Consider the following 12,093-nt stretch of genomic DNA (forward strand, 5'->3'; position numbering starts at 1 on the left):
ACGCGGCGGGGAACGTCGTTCCCGTGCCCGGCTGGAGGCCGGCCACCCGCTCAGTCCGCCCCGACGATCTGGAGCTTCTGCACCGGCCCGTGCGTTCCGGTCCACTCCTCCCACACGGACCGGGGCCCGTCCTGGGCGAGACAGACGGCGAGCAGGCGGCCGTCGGCGGTCCGGGTGAGCCTGACCCGGTGGGCGGGCTCCCCGATGTGCCAGGTACTGGAGTCGGTCGAGGTGGTCACGGACACGGTGAGCCCGTCGGCGGCGGCGTCGGCCCGGACGTTCAGACGACGGTCCCCGAGCAGGGCGACATCGACCGTGTCGGCTCCGGCGGGGCGTGACTCCTCCACGCACAGCCAGCCGTCGGCGAAGTGATCGCACCAGATCTCCCGGTTGCCGTCCGGCCGCAGCAAGGCGGCCTCCAGCTCACCCCACACGTTGAGGGCGAGGGCGGCGCGGGTGGCTGGGGCGTCGCTGACGGGGCGGCGGAGGGGCAGTCCGCCCGACGATTCGGGCCAGGCCCACAGTTCCACCCGGTCCGGGAGTCCGACCAGGACACAGGGGCGGCCGTCGCGGTCACGGGAGGCGGCCAGCACCTCGGCCGGAGCGCCGGTCGACGCCGACAGCCGACTCCGCGCCGGCGGGGGTTCGCCCTCGCGGCCAGGAAGCCCTGGGTACAGATGAACGCCGGAGCCGTGCCCTGCCCAGAGCAGCGCGGGCATGCCGTGCGTGTTCAGGGCGACGATGCTCCGCACGTCCCCGGCCAGCTCACGCCAGCGGTCGGCGGTGCCCAGCCAGAGCGCGCCGCGCGCGTCGACCGCGGCGACGCCCGAACCACCCTGCGGGCCGGACAGGCAGGCGACGGCCCGGATTCCGCGGGGAGCGCCCGCGGCGAACGGCGGACGATGCGATGGCTGGCCCGGTGCGTCGTACCAGCGCAGTCCGGAGGGTCCGCCGGTCACCACCAGGGGATGGCCGATCCCCGCCGGCAGGACATCGACGCAGGTGTGCGGGGCGTCCCGGTCGGCGACCAGCAGGTCCCGCAGCTCCTCGGCCCAGGCCGTCAACGGCGCGGGGCGCCGGGCGGGTTCCGGGTCGAGAGCGCGTACCAGGCAGTCGGCGACCTGAACCGAGTAGCCGTACGACACGAGCTGACGGTGTGTCATACGCGCCGGGTCGTAGTCGCCCAGGGGGCCCAGTTCGGGCAGCAGCAGCGCGCGGGCCACGGCGCCGACGGAGAAGCGGTCCCGGGCGGGGTCCGGGCGTTCGCGGTCGCGTTCCCCGTTCTCGTCCTCGGGGGCATAACCCGGTGTGTACGGGATCAGCGTCAGTTCTCTCCCCAGCGGGGTGAGGAAGGTGATGTCGATCAGCTGGACCTGGCCGTCCTCGGTGACCAGGACGTTGCCGCCGGATATGTCCTGGTGCACATAGCCGAGGTCGTGGAGCCGGTCCACGATCACGCACAGCGCGCGCAGCACCTCGGCCCGGGCGACCGCGTCGGCCGTCGAGGACTCGGCCCACAGGTCGGCGGGCGTGCCGTCGTACCACGGTGAGACCAGGTAGAGGATCTGTGCACCGGAGGGCCGCTGCCGCGCCGGCCGCGGCACCGGTCCGACGAAATACTGGTAGGGGGTGGCCAGGCCGGGGATGTCGAGGCCGAACCGTCGGTGCACGCTGTCGGCCCAGCGCTCCCGCCAGGCGGCGCGCTGCTCCGGCGTGACGTCTCCCTCCTCGGAGGTGAGGATCTTCAGCGCGCAGTGGCTCTCGCCGCCGTCCCGGAGCCTGCGGGAGGCGCGCCAGACCTCGCCCTCGCCCCCGGTGTGCAGATGGCTGACGAGGGTGTACTCCTCGGGTCTCTCGGGAGGCCCGCACTGCCAGTCCGGTTCCCAGCGGGGGACCCGGTTCACTCCTCACCCCGGTAGCGGAACAGGGGCATGGTGGTCGGGGTCTGCTGGTCGGGCTCCTGGGCCGTCGGGGCGGGGGCCCCAGGGGCGGCCGCGGCGGGTGCGTAGGGGCCTGTCTCGGTGCTGTCGTAGCCGTCCCGCTGCGGGACGGGGGCCGGGGTCGCGCCGTATCGGCCCGCCGACGGCTCCTGCGCGTGTTCGTCCGGCCGGGGCGCGGCGGTGCTCGTGGGGTCGGCGGGCTGGCGCTGCGCGTCCGGCAGGGTCTTCAGCGCCACCACCAGTGAGTCCATCGCCGTGGCGAGCTCGTCGACCCATGCGATCCGGCGCCCGGTGTCCCAGGCCCCGTTCTGCCGTGCCGTGCGCAGCTGCTCCAGGAGTGTGCCGAGGGTGTCCAGGGGCTCGGCGAGCTCTGCGGGGACGCAGGCGAGGCGAGCGGGGCTGAACGCGGACGCCAGGTCCCGCTCGAAGGTGGGGTGCGGTCGCGTTTGCAGGGTGACGACGGCCCTGTTCACCGCCATCCGCACCAGCTCGTCGCGGAACAGGGGCCTGCCCAGGGCGCGTCGGGACTCGCCGATGGCGACGCCGGTGGACTCCATCAGCCGCTGCCCCAGGGCCCGTGCGTCGTGCGTGGCCTGGTGGGCGGAGCCGGCGGACGCGTTCGCGCGGTGCCGCTCGGCGAGGAGGCGCAGCGCCTGGTCCAGCCGTGGCGGCAGGGTTCCGTCCGGGCGGGGGCGGCGGGTCCGGCCGAGGGAGACGCGGCGGGTCATGCCCGCCCCGAGTCCGGAGAAGTAGCGGGCCAGCACGTCGAACCCGCCGATCGCCGCATCGTCGCCGCCGCCGACCCTGACGAGCTGTTGCAGCAGTTCGTGGTTGGGTTCGAAGACCTCTCCGCCCCGGTTTCCCGCGGCGATCCAGCGCCGGTACATCGCCATGGTGCTGACGCCCACCGCGTGCAGCCGCACCTTCGTGTTGACGTGGAGGTACTCCATGAGGCTCACGGGCTCCCGGTCGGCGTACACCACCTCGCCGACTCCGTCGTTGCCGCGCCGCGACCAGTGGGCGCCGTCGCTGACCAGCACGATGAGCCGCTCGTTGCCCGGTTTTCCGTGCAGGTACAGGAGGTTGGCCGCCTCGTGGAGGGCGTTGCCGATGTCCGTGCCGGCGTCCTCGGGCCGCAGGACCGCCACGGCGTTGCGGAACTCCTCCACGGCGGGTCCGGTGGAGCCGGCGTCGAGTTCGGCCATGCCCCCGTCACGGGGGAAGACGTGCTCGGTGACGTGGGTGAACTTCAGCATCGCCAGCCGTGAGACGCGTCCGCTGATCCGCAGCCGCATCTCCAGCAGGTCGTTCAGCGCGCTGCGCAGTACGTCCATGCGCGGACGGCCACGGGCCGAGTAGCCTCCGTAGGCGCTGCCCTCGCTGTACTCCGGGATGTCGGGAACGCTCATCGACCCGGAGCAGTCCGCGAGGATGACGATGTCGACGCCGTTGCGGGCGCTGGAGACGAACAGTTCGACGTCGGTGCGCTCGCCGATCTCGACGAGGACGCCGCGCCGGCCGCCCGCCTCCAGGGCCCGTACCCGGAAGGAGGCGGAGCCCGGGACGTCGATCCAGAGTTCGGCGTCCTCCTGCGACGGGATCCACAGCAGGGTTCCCGGCAGGCCCGCTTCGCCGATCTCGCGGGCCAGGACGTCGAACGGTGCCTCCACGGAGGATTCCAGCGTCAGCGACTTCACCGGCTCGACGGGTACGGCGTCCAGCCGCCAGTCCCGGACCTCGGTGCCCTCGTCGAACCCGAGCCTCGCGGCCAGGTCCTCGTTGACCGCGACGACACCGTCGGGCACGGCGGCGAGCGGAACGAGCCGTACGGCGGCGGAGACCGGGTCGACGGCGGAGTTGAGCGTGAGCAGGGCGGGCAGACCGTCCTGCCCCGTGTGCACCGGCAGGGTGTCCGCCGGGACGCCGATCCGCTGTCCGGTCAGGGGCCCCTCGGCGGGCACGAGGTGGAGCCGGTGGCGGTCGGCGCCGGGCATCGGCACACTCATCGTGACGTCCTCCTGCGGCCGTGCAGGTCGACCTTGAGGCCGAGGCGTGCGGTGTAGTCCTTGATGCGGGAACCCTGCGGTCCGATGAACTTGCCGATCAGATGCTCGGGCACCCGGACCCACAGACCGCCGCCGAACTCCGGTGGACGTGGGGGTTTGTACTCGGCGAGGGTCAGCCCGGCCGCGAGCTCGGCTCCGAAGCGGTGGTCGAGTTCCCGTACGAGCGCCCGGAGCCGTTCGACGAGCACCTCGCCCTGCTGGGCGGTGCCCATCAGGTCCTCCAGCTGGCGGTCCCAGTCGGGTGCGGCCCGCTCCACGGCGCGCAGCGCGGGCGACGGCGGCATGGCGCTCAGCCGGGTGTGCAGCGAGGAGAGGCGGGCTCGGATCGAGCGGTAGTCAACGGCGAGTTCGACGTGTCTGGCGGTGCGCAGGTTGTGCCCGAAGGCGGCGAGGGACGGCATGCGCTGCCCGCGGCGGCGGCCGGCGGTTCCGCAGATCTGCCAGAGGATCTCGTCGGCGGTCAGGGAGTGCACCTGGTGGTGCTGCCGGCACAGGCCGATGCCGACGCGTTCGTACCCGAAGACCTGCCAGCGGTGGGCGTGCCGGGTGCAGGCCGAGCGGCCGCAGCTGTGCCCGGCGGGGTCGAGCCAGTCGCACCGCGCCGTGCCCACCGCCTGGCAGCCGGGTCGCTCGCAGACGGGGAAGGCGTGGTCGTAGCAGTCCGGGCAGTAGTCGGTGTCGGGGTCCTGCGGGTGCCGGCGGCGGTGTTCCGCGCACCAGGCCACCGTGGCCCGGCAGTCCCGGCCGGAACACCAGAACACGGCGGTCCGGGCGCAGCCGCGGCACGAGGGCCGGTGGTCGGCGCAGGACGGCAGCAGCGCCCCGTCGAGGACCACCGCGTGGTCGACGCAGATACGGTCGGGGCGGCCCGCGTCGGCACAGCCGCGGCAGCGGAACGAGCCGTACCCGGAGCGGTTGCCGCGCTCGCACACGGCGCACCGGTAGACCAGGGCCGAGCGCTGCCGTACGGCCGCGATGGCGAAGTGCGTGTCCGCGTTCGCCCGTTCCAGCCGCGCGTCGACGCGCATGATCTCCACCGTGATACGTCCGCTCTCGGACTCCCACACGTGCGTGCTGCCGGCCGCGAGCGGCTTGGCGTGCAGCGCGGGCTCCAGCTGCTGCCAGAGCCCAACGAGCGCCTCCTGGCCGTCCGTGGGGGTGGGCCAGTGACGCAGGTCGAGTACGACGTCCACCTGGCTGTCGGGAGCGGCGGTCGGTGCTGTGGTCACGTATCACTCATTCCGCTGCGGGGCGTGCCGGGTTCCTGTCCGGCCGGGCCGCCGGGTTCACGGCCGCGCCGGCTGTCGCGGGCGGTGGCGCCGCCGTCGCCGGAGCCGCCGCGGGTGCGCTGCCCGCCCTTGCGGTCGCGTCCGCGGTCCTGGTCGCCCCGGTTGCGACGGGGGTTTCCCCGCTGGTCCTGCCCGGTTCGGTCCGGCCGGCCCGAGCGCCTGCCGTGATTGCCGGAGGCGGTGGCGCGGTCGGATCCGCCGCGGGGCGGCTTCTCTCCGCGTTTCTCACCGCCCTTGCGGCGGTTTCCGCCGGAGCCGGAGCGCCGGGTGTCCTCGGCCCGTGCCAGACGGCGGGTCCAGGAGCCGAGCAGCAGCTCGACCCGGCCGGGAGCCTCCCGGCGGAGGGACTCCAGCAGCAGGCCTCCCGGGCGGGGGTGGAAGAGCAACAGCTCGGCCTGCGCGGCGAGTTCGTGCGGGCCACGGCGGGCGGCCGCGGTCAGCACGTCCTGGCTGCGGGTCGGCGGGAGCCCGGTGTCGGGGCCCTCGACGGGCACCAGCAGCGGGACGAGTTCCTCGGGGGCCGCCTCCAACCGGCCGAGCGGGAGCAGCAGTTCGTCCAGGAGCCGTCGGACGCTCTCCCGGGCCGGGACGGTGTCCGCCGCTCTGGCGGCGCGGTCGCCCTCGGGCAGGAACCGGGCGCGCAGGCCCTGGGTGACGGCACGGGCCCGGTTCTTCTCCAGGACCGCCTGCGGGATGTTGCCCTCACGGTTTCCCGCGCGCACCTTGCGGCGTGCGTACAGGGCGAGGGCCGCCAGCAGCAGCGCCTGGGCGCGCAGGTCGGTCACGGACAGCTGTGCGTCGATGCACCGCACGAGGACCGCCGCGGGCCTGTCGTCGGTCTCGGGCACGGGGGCGACGTCCATGCGCGTCAGGTCGGCGATTCCGTCGCGGCGCCGGATGTCGGCTCGTACGTGTTCCAGGTGCCGGGGGTCGGCCGAGGCGAGGTAGCGCGTGGTGAGGTGCTCACGGGAGTCGGTGAGCCAGCGGGACCCCACCCGGTCCGGCTGCGGCCCGACCGTGCCACGGCCGCAGAGGGCGATGAGCGCGGGGCTGTACCGGCGCAGGAGATTGACCAGCACTTCCTGCTCCGCCGCGTCGGTGACGTACAGGGTGTGCGTGTCCCCCGCGGCGGGTGGCGAGGAGGGGCCGAGCGAGACACCGGGTGCGTGCAGGACTCCGCCGAGCCGCTGGGCGGCATCGGCGAGCGCCCGTAACCGGGCCAGCAGATACCCGAAGGCCTCGTCCCGCGCGGCGGGGCTGCCGAGCCAGAGGCCCTCCTGGGTCACCCTTATGAGCCCCGGGTGACGGGGATCCGCCTCCGTGTGCGCCGTGAGTCCCGGCGGCGCCGCCGGTGGCCATGCGGAGGCCACCACCGCCTCGGCATCCGCACCCGTCACGGCCAACGTCTTGGTGAACGACTGGCGGGCCGCCCCCACCACAGTCAGGCTTACCAGCACCTTGTCACACTATCCGAGTCCGGTGAGCCGTGAGGAGTACTCACACGTCAAACCCGTCTGAAGTGACAGAAGTTGAGGATGTGTCAGTCGGCCAGTGCGGTGGCGGCGGCGACGGATGCCGGGATGCCGGGATGCCGGGGACGACGGAAAGGCCTCGCTCCCCGGGCGCAAGCCTCCGTGGATCCCGTCCGCGGCCCCTGACTTCGGACCGGGTTCCCTGCGGCACCTGAGTGTTGCCTGTCACCATGACCGGATGGGGAGACAGGGGTGGGGTGGTGCCCTGTTCGTGGCGGGCGCTGTCGGCCTGGGGCTGGTCGTGTTGGTGCTCGGTGTGGCTGTGCGGGCCGATGGGCTCGGGGCCGCGGCGGAGTTGTCCGGTGTGCTGTCGGTGCTGCTCGCGGTCGTTCCGCTGGCCGTGACGCTGGTCGTGTGGCGCCGGAGTACGTCCGGGGCCGGCGCCCCGGCGTCGGTCGAGACCGTGGCGCAGGCCAAGCGCGAACTGGCCGCCGCGGTGCGGGAACGCTGGAGCGACGAGGCCCGCCGACGGGACCAGGACGGGCAGTATCCGATGCCCGTGGTCTGGCGGCTGACGCGTCGGGACGGCAGCCGCGACCAGGTGTTCTGGGCCGGTGCGTCGACCTATGACGACGCCGGTGGCCGGGCTTCCGAACTCGCCGAGACGTTCCTGGGGTTGCCCGGACGGCGACTGGTCGTCACCGGGGATGCGGGCGTGGGGAAGACCACGCTGTGCATGCAACTCGTCCTGAGCCTGTTGCAACACGAGGCCGCCGACACAGACTCCGGACCGGCGCCTGTGCCGATGCCGGTACCGGTCCCCGTCTCCGCCTCCAGTTGGAGACCCGCTCACCTTGCCGACTTCACCGCGTGGATAGCGGAGGAAGTGGCGCGCAGCTACCCCCAAATCGCCGCCCTGGGCCCGGACGTGCCTCGTCGGCTGGTGGCCGGAGGCCATGTGCTGCCGGTGCTGGACGGCCTGGACGAACTGCCTGACGCGGCCCGCGCCAAGGTCGTACGGACCCTGGGCACGCTCCTCACCACCCGGCAACCGCTGATCCTGACCTGCCGTACCGACGAGTTCGAGCAGGCCGTCCGGGAGGACGGCAGCGTGCTGGCGACGGCCACGGTCATCGCACCGGAGCCGCTCACCGCCGAGGCCGCCGCCACCCATCTGCGCAGACACCTCGCCACACCCCTCTCCCCGGAGTGGGAGGACCTGCTCGGCGGGCTGGAGGCTCCGGGGCCGCGGACGCGTCCGCTCGCGGTCGTCGCCGAGGCGGTCACGACACCGTTGGACCTCGGTCTGCTGCGCGCGACCTACGCCGTGGGCAACAAGTCTCCCGGGGAACTCCTACGTCCCGACCGCTTCGCCACCCCGGCCGCGCTGCGGGGCCATCTGCTGGACCGCCTCATTCCCGCCCTCCTGGAACAGAACCCGCCCCTGCCCCGGGATCCCGGTCAGCTGCGGCCGCGGCACGACCACTCCCCCGACGCGGTCCGCCGCCGACTGGAGTTCCTCGCCTGGTGCCTGGCCCACCCGTCGGGCCCCGCCGATCCGCCGGGGCCGAGGAGCAGCCGTGACCTGCGGTGGTGGGAACTGGCCGCGCTCACGGTGCCGCGTCGGCTGCTGCCGGTCGTGCAGTTGATCACGTGGGTGGCGCTGTTGGCGGCCGCGGGCGCGGTGGGCGGCGCGCTCACCCACGGCACCGGCGAGAGCAGCGCCGCCTCGATGGCGGCGGGCGGCGGTGCCTTCGGCGCGGCCCTCGGGCTGCTCAGCCTCTTCTTCGCGAACAACGCCCTGAGCTCGGAGCCCCGTTACATCCGCTCGGTCCCCACGATTCGGCATGCCCGGTTCCGCCGTCGGGTGTTCGGCGGTGCCTCCTCGGCTGCCTCGGAGGCGGCCTCTACGGGCTCTTGGTCTCGGGCGTCGGCGCCGGCTGGGCACGCGTCGGGAAGGTGCCGGCCTCGTGGTCGGCCTCCGTCATGTCGAACCTCGTGTACGGGCTGACCGTGGGAGCGTGCTTCGGAGCGGGGATCGGCTTCCTGCTCTGGGCGGACGTCGCGCTGGGCGAGAGCCGTTCCGGCACACCCGCGGGCTCGCTGCGGGCCGACCGCGACTCCGGGCTGCTCCGGCTGGCGGGCGGTGTGTGCGTGGTGGGTCTGCTGTTCGGCATGGCGATCTGGCAGACCGCGTGGGACGACGACCTGGTCGTGGGGGCCCTGCTCTGGGTGGCCGTCACCCTGTGCCTGGGCATGTTCAGCGGGCGGCGCGCCTGGCTGGCGTACACGGTGATGGTGGTCTACACGGCCTGCCACCGGGACCTCCCGCTGCGCCTGATGAGGTTCCTCGACGACGCGCACCGGCTGGGGCTCCTGCGTGCGGTCGGTCCCAGCTACCAGTTCCGGCACGCCGAGTTCCAGGACCACCTGACGGCCCGGCGCCCGGTCCCCGAGCCCACGGGCACGCCCCGTCCCGACGACACAGGGCTGAACTGGTGGCAGCGTAACTGGCCGTTCGTGGTCGGAGGCCTGGTAGGTCTGACGTTCGCCGCGCTCTGGGACTCCCCCGTCGGACCGGGCCCCCGTCTCACCGGCTGGCGGGACGACTTCTTCTACTTCCTCACCGGCGCCGCCCTCACCGCGCTCATGGCCCTCGCCATGAAATGGCGTGACCGTCGTCGCAGCCGTGCCCGGCGGCCCTGAAACGGCAGCCGCGACGCATGTCACGCGTCCCCGTACGCCTCTCCCCCGAGCTCGAACCCCGCCGCACCCGCCGTCACGTCCGCGAGCCACGCCCGGAACGCCGCCACGTCGGCGTCCGGCAGGCCGATCTCGATGGTGACCGCCTCCCCGTACCGCACGTCCCGCACCTCGCGCCCGGTGGAGCGCAGGTCGTTCTCCACCTTGCCGGCGCGCTGGTGGTCGACGGTCACCGTGGCCAGGCGGAAGCGTCGGCGGGTGCGGGTGCCGAGGGTGTCCAGCGCCTCGCCGACCGCGCCGCCGTAGGCCCGGATGAGCCCGCCGGCGCCCAGCTTGACGCCGCCGTAGTAGCGGGTGACGACGGCGACGACGTAGCGCATGTCGCGGCGCAGCAGCATCTGGAGCATGGGGACGCCTGCCGTGCCGCCCGGTTCGCCGTCGTCGCTCGCCTTCTGGACGGCGGCGTCGGCGCCGATGACGTAGGCCCAGCAGTTGTGGGTGGCGTCCGCGTGCTCCTTGCGGACGGCGGCGAGGAAGTCCTGGGCCTGCTGTTCGGTGGCCGCCGGGGCGAGCGCGCAGATGAAGCGGGAGCGGTTGACCTCGGTCTCGTGCACGCCCGCGTGGGCGACTGTGCGGTACTCGTCCTGCATCGGGCCAGCCTATGCCGACGCGCCGGGGACGCCGGTCCCGGGACCGGGCCCGGGCCCGGGGTTCGACGCCCCGCTCTCACTCGTCTCACCGTTTGCCGCCCCGCGCCACCATCACGCCCGTCAGCAGCGCCGTGCCGGGCGCGAGCGCCTGCCAGGAGGTGCCGTGCCAGGCCAGTACGGCCATCGCCGAGGTCGGGAACTTCGTACGGACCTCGTCCAGCGCGTCGTCGAGGCCGTCGCCGGCGAGTTCGAGCACGAGTTCCTCCAGACCGGGGTTGTGCCCGACGAGGAGCAGCGTCCGGACCGCGGCGGGCACCTCGTGCACGACCGCCAGCAGCTCGGGCACATCGGCCGCGTAGAGCCGGGGCTCAAGGCGTACGGGCGGCGGTGTGCCCCACTGGGCGGCGGCCAGTTCCCAGGTCTCACGCGCGCGTACGGCCGTGGAGCACAGGGCGAGGTCCGGCAGGCAGTCGTTCTCGGCGAGCAGCCGGCCCGCGACCGGGGCGTCCCGGTGGCCGCGCGGGCCGAGCGGCCGCTGGTGGTCGGCGACGCCGTCCGGCCAGGCGGACTTGGCGTGCCGCAGGACGACCAGGCGGCGCAGCGGGCCGGCACCCATGCGCCCGGTCATGCCGGGTTTCCCAGGTCGCGGGCGAGGTCGAGGCCGAGCAGCCGGTCGGCGTAGGCGTACGTCTCGAAGCGGGCGCCGTCCGGCAGGTCGGGCGCGCTCTCCACGCGGCGCAGCACGCCGAGGACCGCGGGTACGTCGAGGTCGTCCTCCCAGGCGGTACGGAGTTCCGCCCGCACCTCGTCGGGGACGGGCCGGGACGGCTGCTGCGCCCAGCGGGCGACGGCGCGGCGCCAGCGGGCGAGGGTGTCGTGGGCCTCGGCGAGCGCGGCCGCGTCGAGCCGTACGGGCACCTCGCCGCGCCCGGAGAGCAGTGCGAGGCGCAGGGCGGCGGGGTCGGCCTCCTCCGGGGGCGCCTCCGAGTGGACGGGCGCGACGGCGACCCGTACGCCGTCGGGTTCCGCGCCGCCCTCGCGCACGACGTGGAGGACCTGTGCCTCGCCGAGCCCCGACGCGGCCTCCCGGCCCTCCTCGAAGGGCCGGATGCCCAGCGCGGCGGCGCCGGCCCGGAGCTCCGCCCGCTGCCGCTCCTCGTCGAGGAGCGCCCAGACCGGCGTACCGCCGAGCTCCAGCGCGCGGACCAGGAGGTCGGCGACGAGCAGCACCCGCAGGGCGGTGACGTCGAAGCCCTCGGTATGCGCCTCGATACGGGTCAGGCCCCGGCGGGCGGGCGCGGCGTCGACGGGTTCGCCGGTTCGGGCGTCGATGATGCGCAGCACGGAGCGAGCGTAGGCGGACATGCGGGCTTCCGCAGCCATCCGGCCCGCATTCCGGTCAGCGTGGCGGGAGCCGGGGCCGCCGGGAGTCCGCCGCTCGACCGTGGCCGTGCCCGTTCCGGGGACCGTGCGGGAATCCTCGGGGGGCGTCGGCCGTTGTGGCTCATGAGGGCGGCTGGACGGCAGCTGTCCGGGGCGAGCACTGGGAGGCCGAGGGTGTACGGCGACGAGAGGGCGGTCCGCAGGATCCTCACCGAACTGGGCGACACCTGGGCCGTCGTGGGCCTGTCGTCGAACCAGCGGCGGGCGGCGTACGGAGTCGCCGAGGTGCTCCAGCGCTACGGCAAGCGCGTCGTGCCGGTCCACCCGAAGGCGGAGACGGTCCACGGCGAGCAGGGCTACGCCTCGTTGGCGGACATCCCCTTCGACGTGGACGTGGTCGACGTCTTCGTGAACAGCGACCTCGCCGGGCCGGTCGTCGACGAGGCGGTCGCCAAGGGCGCCAAGGCGGTCTGGTTCCAGCTGGGCGTCGTCGACGAGGCGGCGTACGACCGTGCCCGCGCGGCGGGCCTGGAGATGGTCATGGACCGCTGCCCGGCGATCGAGATACCGCGTCTCGGCTAGGGCGACCG

General features: G+C 74.0%; 10 protein-coding genes. 3 read left to right on the forward strand and 7 right to left on the reverse strand.

Features of this window, described 5'->3' with window-relative positions:
• Positions 1-50: 50 nt before the first annotated feature.
• From AQJ67_RS32415 to AQJ67_RS32430, 4 genes are read right to left on the reverse strand one after another with little or no spacing between them, the layout of a single operon-like run.
• Positions 51-1,904: a serine/threonine protein kinase gene (locus tag AQJ67_RS32415; RefSeq protein WP_062722912.1), complete on the reverse strand. Its 1,854-nt coding sequence runs from the start codon at positions 1,902-1,904 to the stop codon at positions 51-53.
• Positions 1,901-3,946: a vWA domain-containing protein gene (locus tag AQJ67_RS32420; RefSeq protein ID WP_062722913.1), complete on the reverse strand. Its 2,046-nt coding sequence runs from the start codon at positions 3,944-3,946 to the stop codon at positions 1,901-1,903. The genes AQJ67_RS32415 and AQJ67_RS32420 overlap by 4 nt, the downstream gene beginning before the upstream one ends.
• The gene (locus AQJ67_RS32425) at positions 3,943-5,235 is read right to left on the reverse strand and encodes a KH domain-containing protein (protein ID WP_062722914.1); all 1,293 of its coding nucleotides are present in this window, start codon (positions 5,233-5,235) and stop codon (positions 3,943-3,945) included. The genes AQJ67_RS32420 and AQJ67_RS32425 overlap by 4 nt, the downstream gene beginning before the upstream one ends.
• A complete protein-coding gene (locus tag AQJ67_RS32430) occupies positions 5,232-6,752 on the reverse strand; it encodes a hypothetical protein (protein WP_159058864.1) in 1,521 nt (506 codons plus the stop codon). Before AQJ67_RS32430 ends, AQJ67_RS32425 begins: the two co-directional genes overlap by 4 nt.
• Before the next feature lie 253 nt (positions 6,753-7,005).
• Here AQJ67_RS32430 and AQJ67_RS32435 point away from each other — a divergent pair, with 253 nt between their 5' ends.
• Both AQJ67_RS32435 and AQJ67_RS32440 read left to right on the forward strand, forming a co-directional pair.
• Positions 7,006-8,778 carry an NACHT domain-containing protein gene (locus AQJ67_RS32435; RefSeq protein ID WP_159058865.1) on the forward strand — a complete coding sequence of 591 codons (1,773 nt, stop codon included), beginning with the start codon at positions 7,006-7,008 and terminating at the stop codon, positions 8,776-8,778.
• Positions 8,754-9,473: a hypothetical protein gene (locus AQJ67_RS32440; protein ID WP_159058866.1), complete on the forward strand. Its 720-nt coding sequence runs from the start codon at positions 8,754-8,756 to the stop codon at positions 9,471-9,473. The genes AQJ67_RS32435 and AQJ67_RS32440 overlap by 25 nt, the downstream gene beginning before the upstream one ends.
• A 20-nt stretch (positions 9,474-9,493) precedes the next feature.
• Here AQJ67_RS32440 and AQJ67_RS32445 read toward each other — a convergent pair whose 3' ends face one another.
• From AQJ67_RS32445 to AQJ67_RS32455, 3 genes are all read right to left on the reverse strand, one after another.
• A complete protein-coding gene (locus AQJ67_RS32445; protein WP_062722918.1) occupies positions 9,494-10,120 on the reverse strand; it encodes a YigZ family protein in 627 nt (208 codons plus the stop codon).
• Between the two features lie 85 nt (positions 10,121-10,205).
• A complete protein-coding gene (locus AQJ67_RS32450) occupies positions 10,206-10,748 on the reverse strand; it encodes a SixA phosphatase family protein (protein WP_062722919.1) in 543 nt (180 codons plus the stop codon).
• Positions 10,745-11,503: a hypothetical protein gene (locus AQJ67_RS32455; protein ID WP_062722920.1), complete on the reverse strand. Its 759-nt coding sequence runs from the start codon at positions 11,501-11,503 to the stop codon at positions 10,745-10,747. Before AQJ67_RS32455 ends, AQJ67_RS32450 begins: the two co-directional genes overlap by 4 nt.
• Before the next feature lie 174 nt (positions 11,504-11,677).
• Here AQJ67_RS32455 and AQJ67_RS32460 point away from each other — a divergent pair, with 174 nt between their 5' ends.
• Complete coding sequence (locus AQJ67_RS32460) at positions 11,678-12,085, forward strand: CoA-binding protein (protein ID WP_062722921.1); 408 nt, start codon at positions 11,678-11,680, stop codon at positions 12,083-12,085.
• Positions 12,086-12,093 lie beyond the last annotated feature (8 nt).

Origin of the sequence: Streptomyces caeruleatus (assembly GCF_001514235.1) — a bacterium.
In the GTDB taxonomy this organism is placed as follows: Bacteria; Actinomycetota; Actinomycetes; order Streptomycetales; family Streptomycetaceae; genus Streptomyces; species Streptomyces caeruleatus.